This is a genomic window from Streptomyces sp. SL06 (assembly GCF_058244745.1).
Map to the genome: position 1 here is coordinate 7,370,050 of NZ_JBSYOT010000002.1, position 18,702 is coordinate 7,388,751.

Genomic DNA, 18,702 nt, shown 5'->3' on the forward strand with positions numbered 1-18,702 from the left:
CCCGGTGTGGAACCAGCCCTCCTTGAGGGCGGCCGCCGTCGCCTTCTCGTCCCGCCAGTAGCCGGCGAAGACCTTCGGACCGCGCAGGGTGATCTCGCCCAGTTCGCCGGTCGCCGCTTCGGCGCCGGCGTCGTCGACGATCCGTATCCGGGTGTGCGGGACCGGGCGGCCGACCGAGCCGAGCTTGGTCAGGCAGTGCGCCCGGTCGAGGAAGGTGTCGCCGGAGACGGTCTCGGTGAGGCCGTAGGCGTCGGCGAACCAGGCGTTGGGGAAGGCGGTCATGATCCGGCGCAGCACCGGCTCGGGTGTCTCTCGCCGCCGCCCAGCACGAACCGGACCGATGCGGTGTCGTACGCCTCGCGGCCCGGAACCTCCAGGACGGCGTTGACCATGGCGGGCGCGAGCCACAGGTTGGTGACACGCTGGTCCTGGATCGTCCGGAGGGTGCCCTCGGCGTCGAACTTGCGCTGGAGCACGACCTTCCCGCCCGCGTACAGCACCCCGAGCGCGGGCATGTCCAGACCCCCCACGTGGTACAGGGGGCCGCACACCAGCGTGGTGTCCGCCGAGGTGAGTCCGAAGTGGACGATGTGCGCCAGGTTCTTGGCCTGGACGTTGCCGTGGGTGATGCACACACCCTTCGGCCGCGAGGTGGTGCCGGAGGTGTACATCAGCCGTTGCAGATCCCCCTGCTCAACGTCGACGGGCTCCACGAAGGCGCCCCGGTGCCGGGCAAGCAGATCCTCGTAGCCGGACCACGGAGCGGTGGGGGAGTCGGCGTCGACCTGGATCCGCCGGGTCAGCCCGGTCAGAGCGGGCGCGATCCGGTCCACGGCCTCGGTGAAGTCCGGCTCGGTGACGACGGCCTTCGCGCGGGCGTGTTCGAGGATGTACCGCCACTCGTCCTCCGAGAGCCGGTAGTTGAGCGGCAGGAACACCGCCCCGATCCGGTTGACGGCGTAGACGAGTTCCAGGAACTCCGGCCGGTTGTACAGCAGCAGCCCGACGACGTCACCGCGCCCCACGCCCAGCTCGGCAAGACCGGCGGCCAGCCGGTTGACCCTCTCGTGTAGTCGGCGCACCGTCAGGTGCCCCTCGTCCTGGACGACAGCCACCGCGTCGGGCCGTTGGGCCGCGTGGTAGTCGAGGATGCTCGCGAAATTGTGCACGGCGACTCTCTCGTTCGGCGACCGGACATTGTCCCGACCGGTCGGTTGCCCGCTACAAAGTTTTCGTGTACCTCTTGGTCTATAAAACCGGTAGCCGAACTTTACGACGCTCCACAGCTACCGACAACCGGTGTGCGGGCGATTCCCGCGGAAGGAGGGAACCTGTGCCACGCATTCGTCTGGAGGCCGACGGGCCCGTCACCACTCTCCGCCTGGACAATCCGCCGATGAACGCCTTCGACTCCGCTCTGCGTGAAGAGCTGGCGCAGGCCGTGCGCGGACTCGCGGACGCGCGCGACGTACGGGCCGTCGTGCTCTACGGGGGTGAGCACCTGTTCGCGGCCGGGGCGGACATCAAGGCCCTGGCCGCGATGGGCCCCGAAGAGATCCGTGGCTGGAACCGGGCCCTGCAGCGTGCGTTCGACGAGGTCGCCCGCCTCCCGATGCCGGTCGTGGCCGCGGTCAACGGCTACGCGCTCGGCGGCGGTCTGGAACTGGCCCTGTGCGCCGATTACCGGGTCGCGGCCCAAGACGCCGTGCTCGGTCAGCCGGAGGTGCGGCTCGGCATCATCCCGGGCTCCGGCGGCACCCAGCGGTTGACGCGCCTGCTGGGCCCGGCGAAGGCGAAGAACCTGCTGATGACCGGCCGCGGGGTCAAGGCGGAGGAGGCGCTCAGGATCGGACTCGTGGACGAGGTCGTCCCGGCCGAGGCGGTGCACGCCACCGCGCTCGGTTACGCGAACAGGCTCGCCGCGGGACCGGCCGCCGCCCTCGAAGCGATCAAGGAGGCGGTCGACCACGGCGCCGACGCCGGCCTGTCCACCGGACTCGCGCTGGAACGGTCGCTGTTCACCGGCGTCTTCGGGACGGCGGACGCGGCCACCGGTCTGCGCTCCTTCCTCGAACACGGCCCCGGCAAGGCGCGTTTCGCCGGCCCGGCGGGAGCCGGCGACGGAGCCGACGAGCGCGACCCGGATCAGGACGACACGTATCAGCACGACCCGGACCAGGACGACACGAAGGGGCGTACGACGTGAAGGCACTGCGCTGGCACGGTGCACGGGACCTGCGTCTGGAGGAGGTGCCCGACCCGCCGCCCCCGCGACCGCACGAGGCGGTCGTGGAGGTCTCCTGGTGCGGCGTGTGCGGCACCGACCTGCACGAGTTCCTCGAAGGCCCGCACATGATCCGCGGCGGCCCGCACCCTCTCACCGGCGCCGAACCGCCCCTCGCCCTGGGACACGAGTTCAGCGGAACCGTGCTCGCCCTGGGCGCCGAGGTCCCCGGCGTCGCCGTCGGCGACCGTGTCACCGTGGATCCCGTCTGGCGGTGCGGGCGCTGCTACTGGTGCACACGAGGCGAATACCACATCTGCCCCAAGAGCGGCAGCGTCGGACTGGCGTCCCCCGGGGCCTTCGCCGAGCGGGTCACCGTGCCGCTGGCCGGCCTGACCCGCCTCCCCGGCAATGTCAGCGACGAGATGGCGGCCCTGGCCGAACCGCTGGCCGTCGGCCTGCACGCCGTGACCCGGGCAGGAGTGCGGGCGGGCGACAACGTCCTGGTTCTCGGGGGCGGCCCGATCGGCTTCGCCGTGGTGCTCGCGGCCCGTCTCGCGGGGGCCGCCGGGCTGTACGTCAGCGAGCCGCTCGGAGAACGCCGGGAGAAGCTCCTGGCGGCCGGGGTCACCGAGGCGTTCGACCCCCGGGAGACGGACGTACGCCGTGAACTCTTCGTGCGCACCGGGCGCATCGGCCCGGACGTGGTGATCGACGCGACCGGCGTACCCGCGCTCGCGGCCCAGGCCGTGGCCACCGTCCGGCGCGGCGGCCGGGTCGTTCTGGCGGGGGTCGGCCACGGCCGTGTGGAGATCGAGATGGGGCAGCTCGTCTTCTACGAGCGGACCCTGCTCGGCACCCTCGGCTACAACTTCGACATCCCCCGCGTGATCGACCTGATGAGCACCGGGCGCCTGGACGCCTCCCCCCTGCTCACCGGGCGGTTCTCGCTGGCCGAGGGAGCCGGGGTCTTCGAAGACCTGGCCGCCGACCGGGCCCGGCACCTCAAGGTTCTGCTGACCCCGAAGGGACTGTGAGATGGATTTCGACCTGCCCGAAGAGACGCGGGCGTTGCAGGAGATGGTCCGCGAGTTCGCGGCCCGGGAGATCGCCCCGCACGCGGCCTCGTGGTCGGAGAACGAGGAGTTCCCGACCCACATCTTCACCAAACTGGGCGGACTCGGACTCATGGGCATGCTGGTGCCCGAGGCGTACGGCGGTGCGGGCGCCGACATGGTCTCGTACGTGGCGGTGATGGAGGAACTGGGCGCCGTCGACCAGTCGGTCGCCTCGTCCTGGAACGCGCACTCCACGATCGCCTCGCTGCCGCTGCTCGCCTACGGCACGGAGGAACAGAAGCGGCGCTGGCTGGCTCCGCTGGCGCGGGGCGAGGCCATCGGGGCGTTCGGCCTGACCGAGCCGGAGGCGGGCTCCGACGCGGCCGGGATCGTCACCACCGCGCGTCGGGTGGACGGAGGGTGGCTGATCAACGGCACCAAGATGTTCATCACCAACGCCGGTACCGACATCAGCCAGGGCGTGACCCTCCTCGCGGTGACCGGCCACGACGACGACGGCCGCAAGCGTTTCGCGACCTTCTACGTCCCCACGGACACGCCCGGCTACGCGTGCGGCCGCAAGCTGAAGAAGCTCGGCTGGCACGCCATGGACACCCGGGAGCTGGTCTTCACCGACTGCTTCGTGCCGGAGGACCATCTGATCGGCGACGAGGGCGGCGGCCTGCGCCAGTTCCTGTCCGTGCTGGACAAGGGCCGCATCAGCGTGGCCGCGCTGGCACTGTCCCTGACCAGGACGGCCCTGCGGCTGGCCGTCCAGCACGCCACGGAACGCGAGCAGTTCGGGCGTCCGCTGTCCGCCTTCCAGGCGGTCGCCCACAAGATCGCGGACATCGGCACGGAGTTCGACGCCGCCCGATGGATGGTCTACCGCGCCGCGTGGCTCGCCGACCGGGGACGCCCCTACGCCACCGAGGCCGCGATGGCGAAGCTGTACGCCTCCGAGGTCGCCAACCGCGCGGCCTCCCAGGCGGTGCAGATCCACGGCGGCTACGGCTACATCCGCGAGTCGGAGATCTCCCGCTTCTACGCCGACGCGAAGATCCTGGAGATCGGCGAGGGCACGAACGAGATCCAGCGCAATGTCATCGCGAGGGCCCTGGTCAAGCGGACGTGAGGCCCGGTCGGGTCCCGCGGTGCGCGCTCGCACACCACGGGACCGGATCAGCCTCCCACGGCGACGGGCGCCCAGTCCTTCTCGGGGTCGAGCGAGCACTCGGGCCGGTCGCGCTTGAACGCCTCGGCCCGCTCCTCGACAGCCCGCAGTGTGCTGTCGGGCGCCCCGAAACCGCGGAACAAAGTGGCGCAGTACTCACGGGAGAGGCGGTCGGGTCCCCACGGCCCGTCGGTGCGCACCCATTGGTAGGTGTGATTGTGCAGATTGAGGAACTGGAGTGTGGCCAGGCGCGGTTGGACCGCGCTGAGGGCCTTTTGCCCGATGGCCTCGGAGAGCAGACCGGAGACGAGCTGCTCGAAATCGGTCCGCTGCTGGAGCAGCGTCCGCAGTTCACCCCCGCTGAGGCTGCGGTAGTCGTGCTCGTAGACCCAGATGTGGTCGAGCCGGTGGAAGATGATCGTCAGCAGCGACTCCGAGAGCAGCCGCAGGCGCACCAGCGGCGTCTCGTCCAGCTCCGCCACCTGCCGGGCGCGCTTGAGCAGCGGCAGCATCACCCGCGACTGGACCTCGATCAGCAGGTTCTCCTTGGACACGATGTAGTAGTACAGCGCGCCCTTCGCCAGCCCCACGGCCCGGCCCAGGTCATTGACGGAGGTCGCGGCGTAGCCCTGGCGGGCGAACAGCTCGGCCGCGGTGTCGATGATCTTCTGACGCCTGACCTCGAAGTCGGGACCGTGGCCCGGCGGTCGTGGCATGGGGTTCTCTCCCTCTCGTGCGACAGCGCGCTGTCGGTGCGGTGTCCGCCTCCCGCGGTCGGTGACCGAAAGGGAGGCGGACGGCGGTGATGCTGTCTCCAGTTTGCCCGACCAGTCGGTACATTGAAGATACGGCCGAGGCGGCGCGTTCGGCGCGTCGCCTGCGTGAGTGTAGCGAGGACGCACATGACTGTGGCACCGCAGATGGACGGCGTGGATTCCCCGCACGGGGAGCGACTCCTTGAGATGTACCGGCGGATGCGACGTATCCGCCGGTTCGAAGAGCGGGCGTCGGAGCTGTACAAGGCGACCGAGATACCGGGTTTTCTGCATCTGTCGATCGGTCAGGAGGCCAGTGCCGTGGGCGCGTGCTGGCCCCTGCGTGAAAGCGACGGCATCACCTCCACCCACCGTGGCCACGGTCATGTCCTGGCCAAAGGTCTGGACGCGGCCTCGATGATGGCCGAGCTGATGGGCAAGGACGCCGGAACCTGTCACGGCCGCGGCGGTTCCATGCACATCGCCGATCCCGGTCTGGGCATCTACGGAGCCAACGGCATCGTGGGCGCGGGCCTGCCCATCGCGGCCGGGGTGGCGACCGCCGCCAAACTGCGCGCGGCCGGCGACGTGGTGGTGGCGTTCTTCGGGGACGGCGCGGTCGCCCAGGGCATGTTCCACGAGGCGGTCAACCTGGCCGCCGTATGGGACCTGCCCGTCGTCTTCCTCTGCGAGAACAACCACTACTCCGAGTTCTCGGCCGCCTCCGAGCAGCACCGTGCGCCGCTCTCGGCCCGCGCCGCCGGATACGGCATCGGGTACGCGCACGTCGACGGCAACGACATCCTCGCCGTGGCCGGAATGATGAGCGACGTGGTGGAGCGGATCCGGCACGGCGGCGGCCCGATCCTGGTGGAGGCGGAGACCTACCGCTGGCACGGGCACTACGAGGGCGACCCCGAGCGCTACCGCAGCCCGCAGGAGGTCGCCGAGGCCAGGACGCGGGACCCGCTGATCGTGGCGCGCCGGCACCTGGCGGCAGCCGGGGTGGGCGAGGCGCCGGTGGACGCCGTCGACGAGGAGATCGACCAGGAGATCGAAGCGGCCGTCGTCTGGGCGCGGAGTCTGCCCGAACCCGACCCGGCCACCCTGCACGACTTCGTCTCCGCCCCGAGGCCGGCCCTGCCCGAGCCCGCCGGCCCCGCGCCCGGCGGTGAGATCTTCCGCTCCATGGACGCCGTACGCCTCGCCCTGGAGCACGAGCTGACGGCGGACCCCTCGGTGTTCGTGGCCGGCATCAACGTCGGCGCGGGCGGCAACGTCTTCGGGCTCACCCGGGGGCTGGCCCAGGCGTTCCCCGGAAGGGTCCGCGACACCCCGATCAGCGAGAGCGCCATCCTCGGTACGGCGGTGGGCGCGGCGATGGCCGGGATGAGGCCCGTCGTGGAGATCATGTACATGGACTTCATCGGCGTCTGCCTCGACATGCTGCTCAACCAGGCCGCCAAGCTGCGCTTCATGACCGGCGGCCGGGCCTCGATGCCCCTCGTCGTGCGCACCCAGTTCGGGGCGGGCCGCTCCTCGGGCAGCCAGCACTCGCAGAGCCTGGAGGCCGTTCTCGCGCACATTCCCGGACTGACCGTGGTGATGCCGTCCAACCCCGCCGACACCTACGGCCTGCTGCGCGCGGCCATCCAGGACCCGAACCCGGTCGTATTCGTCGAGAACCGCCTCCAGTACGGCCTCAAGGGCCCGCGTCCCGCGGACGACCACCTGATTCCGCTCGGCAGGGCCAAGGTCGTGCGCGAGGGCACGGACGTCACCCTCGTCTCCTGGTCGCGGATGGTCCAGGACTGCCTCACCGCGGCCGAGCAACTCGCGGGGGAGGGGATCAGCGCCGAGGTCGTCGATCTGCGGACGATCGCCCCGCTGGACCGCGAGACCGTCCTCGCCTCCCTCGCCAAGACCAACCGTCTGGTGATCGCCCACGAGGCGGTACGGGACTTCGGTGTCGGCGCCGAACTGGCCGCCCTCGCCGTCGACGAGGGATTCTGGCACCTGGACGCGCCTGTCACGCGGGTGGCGCCGCCCCCCGTCCCGGCCCCGTACGCTCCGTCCCTCGAACGGGCCTGGCTGCCCTCGCACGACACCATCGCCGCCACCGTGCGCCGCATCGCCGCGGTCTGAAATCAAAAGGCGCCTTCGGGGACATTTCCCCGAGGGCGCCCCGATCAATGTATCGATCAGTCCAAAGGGAGGTCGCGGCGAGGCGGGGGCCGGTCGCCGGCCGCGGGGCACGGGTTCACCCCACGCGGCCGACGGAGCGCTCCGCGGCCGGCGGGCGGGGACCTCGAACGTCCGGCGGAGCCGGGTGCGAATGCAAGATCCCCACCGCTGCCGGTCCATCGGTACCCAGGCCCTAAACTGCTGAGTTATGGCGAGACCACCAGGGCACGGGCCGGGCTACGAGACCAAGCGGCAGGAGATCATCGACAAGGCGGCCGCACTGTTCGCCAAAAAGGGCTACGCCGCCACCGGCATCGCCGAGGTGGGTGATGTCGTAGGGCTGGCCAGGGGTGCGCTGTACTACTACATCGGCTCGAAGGAGCACCTGCTCGTCGAGATCCAGGACCGGGTCATGCGTCCCATGCTCGCCAACGTGCACCGGATCGCCGCGCTCGACGAGGACGCGCTGGTCCGCCTGCGGATGCTGTCGTTGACGCTGCTGGAGAACATCCTGGCCCGTCTCGACCACGTCTGGGTCTACGAGCACGACTACCGCAACCTGCACGGGGTCAACCGCACGCGACTGCTGAGCCAGCGCCGCGAGTTCGAGAACGTCGTCCAGCAACTGCTCGTCGCCGCCATGGACGAGGGATCGTTCCGCAGGATCGATCCGCGACTGGCCACACTGCAGTTCCTCAACATGCACAACCACACGTACCAGTGGATCGAGCCCGGGGGCGAGTGGGACGCCGAGTTCCTCTCCCGGGAGTACTGCGCGACCCTCTTCCTGGGCTTCGCCACTCCCGGCCGCCGGTTCGCCGACCTGGAGGACCGCATGGCCGAGCTTCTCGCGTTGAGGAAGACCGCCACCCCCGAGCCGCTGCCCAGCTCCTCACGGAAGCCGTGACCCGCCGCCCGAGCCGCGCACCGGGCACGTGCGAGGCCCCGGGAACCGGTCCTGGGGCCTCGGCGGCAGACGGAGCGACGGGTGCCGGTCCTGTCAGACGGTCGCCACGGGGGTGAGCGGACTGCCCTGCGTACCGGGGAGGTTGAGCGGGGGAGCGGTGAGCAGGAAGCGGCTGCGGTTGTGCTCGCGCAGCCAGGCGGCGAGCTTGTCGAGGTACCACAGTTCACCGAGCGGGACGCCGAGCTTGAAGAGGCACAGATGGTGGATGGGCAGCAGGGTGTGCGGTCCCTGGGCCTTGGTGACGCCCACGCCCTCCACCGCGTAGTTGTCCGCGATGAGCGCCGATATCTGGCTGTCGGCGATCCACTCCAGGAGATCGGGGTCGTCGGCGTCGAGGTACGGCGCGGTCTGGTGGATCGCCACCGGGTCGGGGTTCTTCTCCCAGGCGAGGATCTGGGTGGCGAAGCCGGTGCGCAGGAGCAGCATGTCACCGGGTTCCACGGTCACGTCGTCCGCGGCCATGATGTCCTGGAGCTGCTTGAAGCTGACCGGCTGGTAGCCCGTGCCGAGGTGGTGGGCGATGTCGATGAGGACACCGCGCCCCTGGACACCGTGCTCCGCCATGTGCTCCAGGCCGAGGTGACGGGCGAAGCTGAGGCTGCCGCTGCCGTCCCCCTTGGCGTCGTCCCGGGGTCCGACCAGGTCGGTGCCCGGACGGTACCCGTTGTAGTAGACGGGCTCGGCGACACCGTCGCCGTCCGCGTCGAACTCGGCGCCCTGGTGGGCGAGGGCGTCCCACTGGGTCGAGTACTGCAGCCACAGGGTGACCACGTCGTCCGACCACACGTCGGTCAGTGAGGGGTCGATCTCCTTGCTCGCGACGACGTTGTAGAAGACGTCCTGCTTGTGCGCGAGATCCTCGGTCGGCCGCAGGATCGGCGGATAGCGTCGCTGGTTCATGGCCGAACCGCCCGGATAGTCGAGCGGGAGGCTCAGACTGAAGCTGACTCCGTGCTCGACCTCGCGCACACCCTGGAGCACCTTCTGCGGCGTCAGCAGGTTGATGCGGCCCAGCTCGTCGTCCTCGCCCCAATCGCCCCACGTCGACCCGGGCGGCCTCTGCTTCCAGCGCTTCGTCATGGTGAATGCCTCCTCCGTCGACGTCCCTGTCGACTGTCGCCGTCATGCTATTTACTTTGTACCGTTTGGTCAATGGAATGTCTCATTGTTTTACTGACACGCTCGCGACGCTTTCGGTAAAAGTAATAGACTAGGTGGTCGAAATAGGGTAGACCGTGGGCTGACGTAGCTGTCGGTGCTTGGAGGCACACGAATGAGTAAAATTCCGTACGCCGAGGTCGTGGCGGGTGTCCGCGCCACCATCGGCGCACACACCCAGGCGCAGGACGCCGGCCGGACCGACGAGATCGTCGCGCTGTACGCGCCGGACGCCGTCCTGGAGGTGCCGGGCGCCGAACCCGTCGAGGGAAGTGCGGCGATCCACCAGGCGTTCAAGGGCTGGGAGCCGACCAAACCCCAGCTCCACCTGGTCGGCAACACGGTCGTCACGGCGTCCGGTGACGGCGGGGCGACCGCGGTGAGCGACGTCGTCTTCCTGCAGCGGGGCGAGTCCTCCTGGGACGTGCAGATCACCGGCCGCTATGCCGACACCCTGCGGTGGCAGGACGGCACCTGGCTCTTCACGCGCAGGACCACCACTTACCAGATCTGACCGACCGACTCTGTGGGAGCCGACATGACCACATCTGCCGAGATCTCGGCCGCCGTTCACGTCCAGGCCGCCGTGGCCGCCTACGCGCAGGCACTCGACGCCGACCGCGTCGAAGATCTCGTCGAACTCTTCTGGCCCGACGCGGTCGCCGAGATCACCGGCGTCGGCACCTTCGAGGGGCACGACGCCATACGGGCCGGATACGCCGGATTCTCCCCGGCGCGACCGCAGTTGCACCTCGTGGGGAACACCGTCGTCACGTCGGCCACCGACGACGAGGCGACGGCGGTCAGCAACCTGGCCTTCTTCCAGCGCGACGACGCGGGCTGGGCGGTCCGGCTGGTCGGCCGCTACGACGACGTACTGCGCCGGCGCGACGGCGAGTGGCGCTTCCAGCGGAGGGTCACCACCTTCCAGCCGTGACGCGCGTCGCGCCCGTTGGTGAGACAGGGCGGTGCCCGGCCGGCTCCCCGCCGCCGGCCGGGCACCGCCCTCTTGTGTCACGCGTCGCGCGGAGAGCCCGCCTTCGAGAGGTCGAAGGCGTTGAAGTCGTTCTCCCGGACCTCCCGGATCAGCTCCTGGAGCTTCCATCGCCCGGTGGGATTCAGCAGTTGGCTGACGGCCTTGCCCGGGATGTTGGACCCGTAGAAGTAGCTGCCCTTCTGGAAGATGGACAGGGAGTCGCTGCTGTTCATGAGGTCGGTCCACTCCTTCTCGGCGGAGGCCTTGACCTCGATCACGTCGTGGCCGTGGTCACGCGCGTACTGGATGGTCTCGTGGACGAACTCCACCTGGTCGCCCGCGTAACGGGGGTTGTTGCCGAGCGCGCCGTGCGGCCCGCCGGGGAAGAAGAAGTTCGGGAAACCGGCCGTGGCGACCCCGAGATAGGTACGCGGCCCGGCCGACCAGTACTCCTCCAGGGGCAGGCCCCGCCTTCCGCGCACGCCGAGCCGGTTGAGCGCGCCGGTGCCGAAGTCGTAGCCGGTGCCCCAGATGACGATGTCGAACTCGCGCAGGCCCGCCGCGGTCTCGATACCGTTCTCGGTGAAGCGGAGGATGGGCTCCTCGGGGAGTGAGACGAGCGAGACGTTCGGGTTGTTGTACGCCTCGAAGTAGCCCGTGCCGAACGGGGGGCGTCGCGCGCCGTACCCGCCGTCCTTGGGGACCAGCTTGTCCGCCGTCTCGGGGTCCCGCACGATGCCGCGGATCTTCGCGGCCATGAAGTCGCACCATTCGGCGTTCACCGTCGGGTTGTACGTCATGTCGCGGTAGTGCTCGGTCAGCTTGGTGAAGCCGGGGCTGTTCCAGATCCGCTCGTAGAACGCCTGGCGCTCCTCGGGGCCCACGTCCGCCCCGCTGACCGGGTTCATGGTGTGCAGAAACCCGCTGGGCGAGGTGTCGAGGGTGTCGCGGATGCGCTCGAAGCCGGCCTTGAGCCGCGCCTGTTCCTCGGGGGTGATGGGCCTGTTGTTGAGGGGGGTGACCCAGTCGGCCTTCATCTGGTAGACGGTCAGGGAGGCCACCTCGCCGGCGATGGCGGGCACCACCTGGACGCCGCTCGACCCGGTGCCGACGAGCGCCACCCGCTTGCCCCGGAAGTCGATGGGCTCCTTGGGCCAGCGGCTCGTGTGGTGCTGCTCGCCCCGGAAGTCGTCCCGGCCGGGGATCTCCGGGACGAAGGGGACCGAGAGGTTGCCGGTGGCCGCGACGAGGAAGCGCGTCCTCAGCGTCGTGCCGTTGTTGGCCGTGACGGTCCAGGTGCCCGTCGGCTCGTCGTAGACGGCCGAACTCACCTTCGCGTCGAAGACGATGTCGCCCCGCAGGCCGAACCGGTCGACCACGTGGTTGAAGTACCGTTCGATCTCCGGCTGTCCGGCGTACTGCTCCGTCCACTCCCACTCCTCCCACAGCTCCCGGGAGAAGAGGTAGCCGTAGGTGTAGCTCTCGGAGTCGAAGCGTGCCTCGGGGTAGCGGTTCCAGTACCAGACGCCGCCCACGCCGGTACCGGCCTCCAGCAGCTTCGCCGAGAGACCGGCCTCCCTGGCCCGGTACAGCTGGTAGATGCCGGTGACCCCGGCTCCGATGACCACGACGTCCAGCAGACCGGCCGGATCGGCCTGCCCTCCGGCCGTCGAGTCGGCCGTCCGCGGTGTCTTCGTCGTCTTGCTCATCTGCCCTCCAAGCGAACAGGGGGCTGCTTGCTCCGCCCGCATGAGCCCTTGTTTTGTGTAGTGACCGGTCGGTCGAATATTGAGGCGAGGGTAGAGCAGTGCGGTGGCTCCATCAATGGGTGGGCGCCAATGGGACGGGCGCCGAGGGGTCGAGCCGGGGCTCGACCCGGTCGGCCCCGATCGGTGAGGCCGCCGTCGTACTCGTTGATTATACCGACCGATTGATCTAACTTTCGTTGAAGGGGATGACACAGTGACGTGCCAACAGGAGTCGCACATGGCGAAGGATGCTGAAGACCCGACCGACCTGCGCAGCGCCGGCCTCAAGGCGATGCGGGACGCGTTGCCCGGTGTGTTCCCCGACGGGGACATCGACCTGCGGGACGGGCAGCTCGGGGAAGAACTCGTCGAGATCGGCCTCACCAGCGTGTGGGGCGCCCTGTGGGCGCGTGAGGGCCTCAGCCCGCGCGACCGGAGCCTGGTCACGCTGGGAATCCTCATCGCGCTCGGAGCCGAGAGCGAACTCAGGACCCACTTCAGGATCGGCGTCACGAACGGCCTCACCGAGGACGAGATCGCCGAGGTCGTCTACCACGCCGGCGGATACGCCGGTTTCCCGGCCGCCACGGCGGCGCGCAACGCCGCCCGGGAGGCGCTCTCCGGCTGACGGGGCCGGACGCCCTCGGGCGGGGGAGCGAAGGGCGAGCGCGGGAGATGTTCCACCAGCCGCTTCGGCACGGTCCGTCCTCGGGCCGGTGATGCGGCGTCACCATCTGAGGAGTTCCTATGTCTTGGGAGAACAGGGTCGCGGTCGTCACCGGCGGCGCCCGCGGAATCGGGCGGGCGATCGCGACGGTGCTGGCCGCTCGGGGCGCGGCGGTCGCCGTGTGGGATCTGGACCTGGAGGGCGCGGAGAAGACCGTCGGCATGATCCAGGAGGCGGGCGGCACGGCGACCGCCGTGGGCGGCGACGCGGCGGACGCCGCCGCAGTGGCCACGGCCGCCGCGCGCACCCGCGAGGAACTGGGGCCGGTCTCGATCCTCGTCAACAACGCCGGAGTCACCGCCTACCAGCCGTTCACGAGCATCACCGAGGACGCCTGGGACCGCATGATCGGCATCAACCTCAAGGGGCCGTTCCTGGTGACCCGGGAACTGGTGCCGGACATGCTCGACGCGGGCTGGGGGCGCATCGTCAACATCTCGTCGTCGTCCGCGCAGACCGGCGCGCCGGCCATGGCCCACTACGTCGCCTCCAAGGGCGGGGTGATGGGCCTGACCCGGGCGCTGGCGATCGAGTACGCGGACAAGGGGATCACCGTCAACCACGTGCCTCCCGGCTTCGTCGACACCCCGCTGGTGCGGCAGGGACCGGTCGACGTGGAGGCGGTCGCGAAGACGATGCCGATGAAGCGCGCAGGCCGGCCCGAGGACGTCGCCCACGCGGTGGCCTACCTGGCCTCCGAGGAGGCCGGTTACGTCACCGGTCAGACCCTCGGCACGAACGGCGGACGTTACCTCGTGTGACGCCCGGCGGGCTTCGGGCCGGCGACGGGCCCCAGGCCGTGGAGGGGGCGGGGGCGCGAACCGTTTGACCCGCCCCGGAGCGATTGTGTCGACCGACATGTCCGTGTCCCCCGGCGGGACCGCATCAGAGCAGCAACGGAGTCATCCATGAGGATCGAGCACAGTACGTCGGACAGCCGCGGCAGGCTGTCCGTCCGGCCCGGAGCCGACGGGGCCGACGCGTGAGCGCCCCCGGCCGGGTCCTGGTGGTCGGCGCCTCGGCGGCCGGGCTCACCACGGTGGAGAGCCTGCGGCGCAAGGGGTACGACGGCGAGATCGGCGTGATCGGCGACGAGCCGCACGCGCCGTACGACCGGCCGCCGTTGTCCAAGCAGGTCCTCTCCGGCGCGTGGGAACCGGCGAGGGCGACCCTGCGCACCCAGGAGATCCTCTCGGGCCTCGACGCCGACTTCGCACTCGGCGACGCGGCGACCGGTCTGGACGCGCCGACGAGAACCGTGCGGACGGCGTCGGGCCTCGAACGGTCCGCGGACGCCATCGTGATCGCCACCGGCGTCCGCGCGCGCCACCTGCCGGGACAGTCCGAACTGGACGGCGTGCACGTGCTGCGCGGCCTCGACGACGCGCTGGCCCTCAAAGCCGACCTGCGGCCCGGGGCGCGGCTCGTCGTGGTCGGCGAAGGTGTACTCGGGTCCGAGATCGCGGCGACCGCCCGCACACTCGGGCTGGACGTCACCCTCGCCGGTCCGCTGGCCGCCCCGATGGCCCTCCAGGTGGGCCCCATGGTGTCCGGACTGCTCGCGGACCTGCACCGCGAGCGCGGCGTGCGGCTGCGCCTGGGTGCCGGTGTCGCGGGTCTGACCGGTTCGGACGGCCGGGTCACCGCAGTGGAACTGGCCTCCGGGGAGACCCTCCCGGCGGACGTGGTCGTCGTCGCCATCGGGGCGTCACCGGCGACGCGGTGGCTGGCGGGCAGCGGACTCACCCTGGACAACGGCGTGGTGTGCGACTCCCGGTGCCGAGCGGCGGACGGCATCTACGCGGTCGGCGACGTGGCCCGGTTCCACCACGAGAGCTACGGGCGGCTGCTCCGGCTGGAGAACCGGACGAACGCCACCGAGCAGGCGTTCGCCGTCGCCGGAGCCGTCCTCGGCGACGACCGGCCCTACGTCCCGGTGCCGTACTTCTGGACCGACCAGTTCGACGCGAAGCTCCAGGTGCACGGACTGCTCCCGGCCGAGGCCGAGGCGGAGGTCGTCGAAGGCGACGTGACGGCCCGGCGATTCGTCGCCCGCTACACCAGCGAGGGCGTGGTCACCGGCGTCCTTGGCTGGAACATGCCCAAGCAGACGCGGCTGCGCCGCCAGGAGGTCGTGGACGCCCTGCACGCCCCCGCCTCCACCCCCTGAAACCGAAAAGGAGAGGTCTCATGAAGGTTCTCGTCGACGAAGAGAAGTGCTGCGCCGCCGGACAGTGCGTGTCCGCCTCCCCGGACGTGTTCGACCAGCGGGAGGAGGACGGCATCGTCATCCTGCTCGACCCGAATCCGCCGGCGGAGTTCGCCGAGGACGTGCGCAACGCGGGGGCCGTGTGCCCCGCGCTCGCCATCCGCATCGAGGAGTGACGAGCACGCCCGCACCGGCGGCGGGCCGGCCGGAACATCCCGGACCGGCTCTCCTCCTCCCGCTTCTCCCGCCGCCTTGAGCGCGGCCGGGAGCCCACGTTCCCTCTGTCCGTCATGACCGGTGCGGCCGAGACTCCTTCGCCACCGGTTCGCGGTCCGGTACAGCACGACAGGAGTTCACCCATGACCGAGTTGAGTTTCGAAGGACGCGTAGCCGTCGTCACCGGCGCGGGGCGCGGCATCGGGCGCGCCCACGCCCGTCTGCTGGCCGAACGGGGGGCGAAGGTCGTCGTCAACGACCTCGGCGGATCGATGGAGGGCGAGGGCGCCGACGCCGGCCCGGCACAGCGGGCGGTCGACTCGATCGTCGCGGCCGGCGGCGAGGCCGTCGCCGACCACCACAACGTCTCCACCGAAGCGGGCGGCAGGGCGATCGTCGACACCGCGCTGAACGCCTTCGGGCGGATCGACATCGTCGTCAACAACGCCGGAATCATCAGGTACGCCGGTCTGCCGGAGGTCGACCTCGAGAACCTGGAACACCACCTGGCCGTGCACCTGCTCGGTTCGTTCAACACCACCCGGGCCGCCTGGCCGCACTTCGTGGAACAGGGCTACGGGCGGGTCGTACTGACCACGTCCGCCGGTCTGTTCGGCCTCGACAACAACCTGTCGTACGCCGCGGCCAAGGGCGGCGTGATCGGACTGGCCCGTAGCGCGAAGCTCGCGGGCGAGCCCCACGGGATCAAGGTGAACGTGATCGCCCCGGCCGCGCTGACCCGGATGGGCGGCATCGAGGACGAGGCCGCCGCCGAAGCCGCCGCGCAGCAGGCGGGCATGCGGTCCGAGGCGGTCTCGCCGATCGTCGCCTACCTCGCCCACGAGGACTGCCCGGTCAGCGGCGAGATCTACGCGGCCGGTGCCGGGGCGTTCGCGCGCCTCTTCATCGGCTCGACCCCGGGTTACGTGCACCGGGGCGCTCCGGCCACCGTCGAGGACGTGGTGCGGAACTGGGACGCGATCAACGACGAGAAGGGCTACTACGTCCCTGCGGACCTGATGGCGTGGACGGGCGAGTTCCTCGGCCACCAGTTCAAGGAGAAGCCGGGTGCGGCGTCCTCGTGATCGGGGACCGTCGTACGGCATTGATTGTACCGACCGGTCGGCGTAAGATTCGTACGGCACATCGCGGTGCTGTCGGCCAGGAGCGGTGCGCGACGTCCGGGTCCCGCCGACATCTCCGGCGCACGCGCAGCTCGTTGCCGTCCCCCGAGGAACTCAAGGAAGAGGAGTGCGGACCATGGCCGAGAAGGTGACCGGTAGCGGTGCGACCGAGGAGATTCCCAAGTACCCCTCGCCCCGGGCCGCGGAGTGCCCGTTCGCACCGCCGCCGGGACTGCTCGCGCTTCACGACTCGGGCCCCTCGGTCCGCAGGGTCGAGACATGGGACGGCGGCACCCCCTGGGTCGCCACGACCCATGCCACCCAGCGCCAACTCCTCGCCGACCCACGGCTGAGCGCCAACATCGGGGCGCCCGGGTACCCGCACACCACGGCGGCGATGAAGGCGCACGCGGGGCAGATGCAGCCGTCGATCAACAACACCGACGGCCCCGAGCACCAGCGTTGGCGCCGGATGCTGACCAGCTCCTTCACCCGGCACCGGATGGAGAAGCTGCGCCCGGAGATCCAGCGGATCACCGACGACCTCATCGACAGGATGCTGGCGGGCCCGAACCCGACCGAGCTTAACGAGGCGCTCTCGCTTCCGCTGCCGTCCCTGATGATCTGCGCGCTGCTCGGAGTGCCCTACTCGGACCACCCGTTCTTCCAGGAGCACGCGGGCGTCACCAACGCCCGCTACAAGAGCCCCGAGGACGCGGCCGAGACCACGCGGGTCCTGCGCGAGTACATCGGCGGGCTCATCGAGGCCAAGATGGACGACCCCGGTGAGGACGTGCTGTCCGATCTCGCCGAGCGGGTCAAGGCGGGCGACCTGACCATGGCGCAGGCCGCGCCGCTCGGACACATCCTGCTGGTCGCCGGCCACGACACCAGCGCCAACATGATCACTCTGGGGACTGCCCTGCTGCTGGAGAACCCCGATCAGGCGGCGGCTCTGCGCGAGAACAGCGACGACCCGAAGTTCGTGGCCAACGCCGTTGAGGAACTGCTGCGTTACCTGACGATCCCGCACCTGCTCGCCCGCCGGGCGGTCGTCGAGGACATCGAGATCGACGGTGAGGTGATCCGCGCCGGGGAGGGCGTCATCGCCGCCCTTCCGGCGGCCAACTGGGACCCGGAGGCGTTCCCCGACCCCGAGCGGCTCGACCTCGCGCGCAAGGCCGCACACCACATGGCGTTCAGCTGGGGCCCGCACCAGTGCATCGGCCAACAGCTGGCCCGTATCGAGCTTCACGTCGTCTTCAGCACGCTGTTCCGCCGCATCCCGACGCTGCGGCTGGCGGCCGACGTGTCGGAGCTGAACTTCAAGGAGGACTCACAGGCCTACGGCATCTACGAGCTGCCCATCGCCTGGTGACCCGGCGCGAGCCACGAGGCCGGGCCGCCTGACAGGTCCTCGTCAGCACGGCCCGCTCCCCGAACTCCCCGGGGGAGCCCGGTTACTCCGGCTCCACCACCGTCGTCCGGCGGGGCTGCGCCGACTCCAGTACCGGCACGGCGTCCTCGACGGCCGCCTCACCGGAACCGGAGTCGCGCTCGCCCCACCATGACGACATCACGCCTTCAAGGTCAGTGGTGCTGGAGACGCTGGTTGTGGTGCCGATACGTGTGTGTGGAGGAGTTGATGTTGTTGGTGATGTCGCCGACGTTGAAGTTGATCAGTCCGCCGCAGACGAGGAGGCAGAAGCCGGGGGTCGGGTCGGGGGGTGTCGGGGTGGCGGTGACCTGGACGGTCGTGGTGTTGTTTGAGGCGTCGCATTCTGAGTTGCCGTTGTAGGCGGCCGTGATGGTGTGGGTGCCGACGGTGGTGAAGGTGGCCGTGTAGTTGGCCTGGCCGTTGGCGTTCACCGGGACGGTGTCGAGCAGGTCGCTGTTGTCGAAGAAGGTGACACCGAGGCCGCCGGTGGGGTCGGCGGGGCAGTCGACCGTGGCTTCCAGCTGAACGGGGGTGTTCACCTCGGCGGACTGCGGGGAGGCCGTCACCGTGGTGCTCGACGGTACCGCCCAGGCGGGCGAGGCAAGCCCCAGCACGGCGGCCAGGGCTGCGGCGATGACTAGTCGCGCTCTGCGTGGTGTGATTCGCACCGGTTCATTCCTTGTTTCGATTTCCGGTCCGCAGGTCGCGGGACACGTGAAATGTCACGTTATAGCCCTATTCTTT

At 70.1% G+C, this 18,702-nt stretch carries 17 protein-coding genes and 1 pseudogene; 13 read left to right on the top strand and 5 right to left on the bottom strand.

Features of this window, described 5'->3' with window-relative positions; translation table 11 throughout:
- Positions 1-114: 114 nt before the first annotated feature.
- A pseudogene (locus AC4IHM_RS33375) lies at positions 115-1,169 on the bottom strand (AMP-binding protein); the annotation flags it as partial.
- A 164-nt stretch (positions 1,170-1,333) separates the two neighbouring features.
- Between AC4IHM_RS33375 and AC4IHM_RS33380 the strand changes: the two are divergent.
- From AC4IHM_RS33380 to AC4IHM_RS33390, 3 genes are read left to right on the top strand one after another with little or no spacing between them, the layout of a single operon-like run.
- Entirely contained in the window at positions 1,334-2,206 is an 873-nt protein-coding gene (locus AC4IHM_RS33380; RefSeq protein WP_490870701.1) for an enoyl-CoA hydratase/isomerase family protein, read from the top strand.
- Positions 2,203-3,261, top strand: a complete 1,059-nt coding sequence (locus AC4IHM_RS33385; RefSeq protein WP_490870702.1) for an alcohol dehydrogenase catalytic domain-containing protein — start codon at positions 2,203-2,205, stop codon at positions 3,259-3,261. The genes AC4IHM_RS33380 and AC4IHM_RS33385 overlap by 4 nt, the downstream gene beginning before the upstream one ends.
- A gap of 1 nt (position 3,262) precedes the next feature.
- Complete coding sequence (locus AC4IHM_RS33390) at positions 3,263-4,417, top strand: acyl-CoA dehydrogenase family protein (protein ID WP_490870703.1); 1,155 nt, start codon at positions 3,263-3,265, stop codon at positions 4,415-4,417.
- A 47-nt stretch (positions 4,418-4,464) separates the two neighbouring features.
- Here AC4IHM_RS33390 and AC4IHM_RS33395 read toward each other — a convergent pair whose 3' ends face one another.
- Positions 4,465-5,172 carry a TetR/AcrR family transcriptional regulator gene (locus tag AC4IHM_RS33395; protein WP_490870704.1) on the bottom strand — a complete coding sequence of 236 codons (708 nt, stop codon included), beginning with the start codon at positions 5,170-5,172 and terminating at the stop codon, positions 4,465-4,467.
- 186 nt (positions 5,173-5,358) lie between these two features.
- Between AC4IHM_RS33395 and AC4IHM_RS33400 the strand changes: the two genes are divergently transcribed.
- Both AC4IHM_RS33400 and AC4IHM_RS33405 read left to right on the top strand, forming a co-directional pair.
- Positions 5,359-7,356 carry an alpha-ketoacid dehydrogenase subunit alpha/beta gene (locus AC4IHM_RS33400; RefSeq protein ID WP_490870705.1) on the top strand — a complete coding sequence of 666 codons (1,998 nt, stop codon included), beginning with the start codon at positions 5,359-5,361 and terminating at the stop codon, positions 7,354-7,356.
- Positions 7,357-7,603: 247 nt separating this feature from the next.
- Positions 7,604-8,302 carry a TetR/AcrR family transcriptional regulator gene (locus AC4IHM_RS33405; protein ID WP_490870706.1) on the top strand — a complete coding sequence of 233 codons (699 nt, stop codon included), beginning with the start codon at positions 7,604-7,606 and terminating at the stop codon, positions 8,300-8,302.
- A gap of 93 nt (positions 8,303-8,395) precedes the next feature.
- Here AC4IHM_RS33405 and AC4IHM_RS33410 read toward each other — a convergent pair whose 3' ends face one another.
- Entirely contained in the window at positions 8,396-9,442 is a 1,047-nt protein-coding gene (locus tag AC4IHM_RS33410) for a cyclase family protein (RefSeq protein ID WP_490870707.1), read from the bottom strand.
- A 193-nt stretch (positions 9,443-9,635) separates the two neighbouring features.
- Here AC4IHM_RS33410 and AC4IHM_RS33415 point away from each other — a divergent pair, with 193 nt between their 5' ends.
- Together AC4IHM_RS33415 and AC4IHM_RS33420 are read left to right on the top strand one after the other, a co-directional pair.
- Positions 9,636-10,034, top strand: a complete 399-nt coding sequence (locus AC4IHM_RS33415) for a YybH family protein (protein WP_490870708.1) — start codon at positions 9,636-9,638, stop codon at positions 10,032-10,034.
- Between the two features lie 24 nt (positions 10,035-10,058).
- On the top strand, positions 10,059-10,457 hold the full coding sequence (locus tag AC4IHM_RS33420; protein ID WP_490870709.1) for a nuclear transport factor 2 family protein: 399 nt from the start codon (positions 10,059-10,061) through the stop codon (positions 10,455-10,457).
- 77 nt (positions 10,458-10,534) lie between these two features.
- Here the strand turns inward: AC4IHM_RS33420 and AC4IHM_RS33425 are convergent, their stop codons facing one another.
- Positions 10,535-12,205, bottom strand: coding sequence for a flavin-containing monooxygenase (locus AC4IHM_RS33425; protein ID WP_490870710.1), 1,671 nt, complete (start codon positions 12,203-12,205; stop codon positions 10,535-10,537).
- 277 nt (positions 12,206-12,482) lie between these two features.
- Between AC4IHM_RS33425 and AC4IHM_RS33430 the strand changes: the two genes are divergently transcribed.
- The 6 genes from AC4IHM_RS33430 to AC4IHM_RS33455 all read left to right on the top strand — a co-directional run bounded on the left by AC4IHM_RS33430 (position 12,483) and on the right by AC4IHM_RS33455 (position 17,898).
- The gene (locus tag AC4IHM_RS33430) at positions 12,483-12,872 is read left to right on the top strand and encodes a carboxymuconolactone decarboxylase family protein (RefSeq protein ID WP_490870711.1); all 390 of its coding nucleotides are present in this window, start codon (positions 12,483-12,485) and stop codon (positions 12,870-12,872) included.
- A 119-nt stretch (positions 12,873-12,991) separates the two neighbouring features.
- The gene (locus AC4IHM_RS33435) at positions 12,992-13,732 is read left to right on the top strand and encodes an SDR family NAD(P)-dependent oxidoreductase (protein ID WP_490870712.1); all 741 of its coding nucleotides are present in this window, start codon (positions 12,992-12,994) and stop codon (positions 13,730-13,732) included.
- Positions 13,733-13,953: 221 nt separating this feature from the next.
- Positions 13,954-15,141 (top strand): NAD(P)/FAD-dependent oxidoreductase, encoded by a 1,188-nt coding sequence (locus AC4IHM_RS33440; RefSeq protein WP_490870713.1) that lies wholly within the window; start codon positions 13,954-13,956, stop codon positions 15,139-15,141.
- A gap of 20 nt (positions 15,142-15,161) precedes the next feature.
- Positions 15,162-15,356, top strand: coding sequence for a ferredoxin (locus AC4IHM_RS33445; RefSeq protein WP_490870714.1), 195 nt, complete (start codon positions 15,162-15,164; stop codon positions 15,354-15,356).
- A 183-nt stretch (positions 15,357-15,539) separates the two neighbouring features.
- Positions 15,540-16,481 carry an SDR family NAD(P)-dependent oxidoreductase gene (locus tag AC4IHM_RS33450; RefSeq protein WP_490870715.1) on the top strand — a complete coding sequence of 314 codons (942 nt, stop codon included), beginning with the start codon at positions 15,540-15,542 and terminating at the stop codon, positions 16,479-16,481.
- Between the two features lie 175 nt (positions 16,482-16,656).
- Positions 16,657-17,898 (top strand): cytochrome P450, encoded by a 1,242-nt coding sequence (locus AC4IHM_RS33455; protein WP_490870716.1) that lies wholly within the window; start codon positions 16,657-16,659, stop codon positions 17,896-17,898.
- A 212-nt stretch (positions 17,899-18,110) separates the two neighbouring features.
- Here the strand turns inward: AC4IHM_RS33455 and AC4IHM_RS33460 are convergent, their stop codons facing one another.
- Entirely contained in the window at positions 18,111-18,626 is a 516-nt protein-coding gene (locus tag AC4IHM_RS33460; RefSeq protein ID WP_490870717.1) for an Ig-like domain-containing protein, read from the bottom strand.
- Positions 18,627-18,702: the final 76 nt, after the last annotated feature.

Bases quoted from the DNA above. Each gene is read 5' to 3' on its own strand.
- AC4IHM_RS33390 (WP_490870703.1), top strand. From the start codon at position 3,263: ATGGATTTCGACCTGCCCGAAGAGACGCGGGCGTTGCAGGAGATGGTC.
- AC4IHM_RS33395 (WP_490870704.1), bottom strand. From the start codon at position 5,172: ATGCCACGACCGCCGGGCCACGGTCCCGACTTCGAGGTCAGGCGTCAG.
- AC4IHM_RS33400 (WP_490870705.1), top strand. From the start codon at position 5,359: ATGACTGTGGCACCGCAGATGGACGGCGTGGATTCCCCGCACGGGGAG.
- AC4IHM_RS33405 (WP_490870706.1), top strand. From the start codon at position 7,604: ATGGCGAGACCACCAGGGCACGGGCCGGGCTACGAGACCAAGCGGCAG.
- AC4IHM_RS33410 (WP_490870707.1), bottom strand. From the start codon at position 9,442: ATGACGAAGCGCTGGAAGCAGAGGCCGCCCGGGTCGACGTGGGGCGAT.
- AC4IHM_RS33415 (WP_490870708.1), top strand. From the start codon at position 9,636: ATGAGTAAAATTCCGTACGCCGAGGTCGTGGCGGGTGTCCGCGCCACC.
- AC4IHM_RS33420 (WP_490870709.1), top strand. From the start codon at position 10,059: ATGACCACATCTGCCGAGATCTCGGCCGCCGTTCACGTCCAGGCCGCC.
- AC4IHM_RS33425 (WP_490870710.1), bottom strand. From the start codon at position 12,205: ATGAGCAAGACGACGAAGACACCGCGGACGGCCGACTCGACGGCCGGA.
- AC4IHM_RS33430 (WP_490870711.1), top strand. From the start codon at position 12,483: ATGGCGAAGGATGCTGAAGACCCGACCGACCTGCGCAGCGCCGGCCTC.
- AC4IHM_RS33435 (WP_490870712.1), top strand. From the start codon at position 12,992: ATGTCTTGGGAGAACAGGGTCGCGGTCGTCACCGGCGGCGCCCGCGGA.
- AC4IHM_RS33445 (WP_490870714.1), top strand. From the start codon at position 15,162: ATGAAGGTTCTCGTCGACGAAGAGAAGTGCTGCGCCGCCGGACAGTGC.
- AC4IHM_RS33450 (WP_490870715.1), top strand. From the start codon at position 15,540: ATGACCGAGTTGAGTTTCGAAGGACGCGTAGCCGTCGTCACCGGCGCG.
- AC4IHM_RS33455 (WP_490870716.1), top strand. From the start codon at position 16,657: ATGGCCGAGAAGGTGACCGGTAGCGGTGCGACCGAGGAGATTCCCAAG.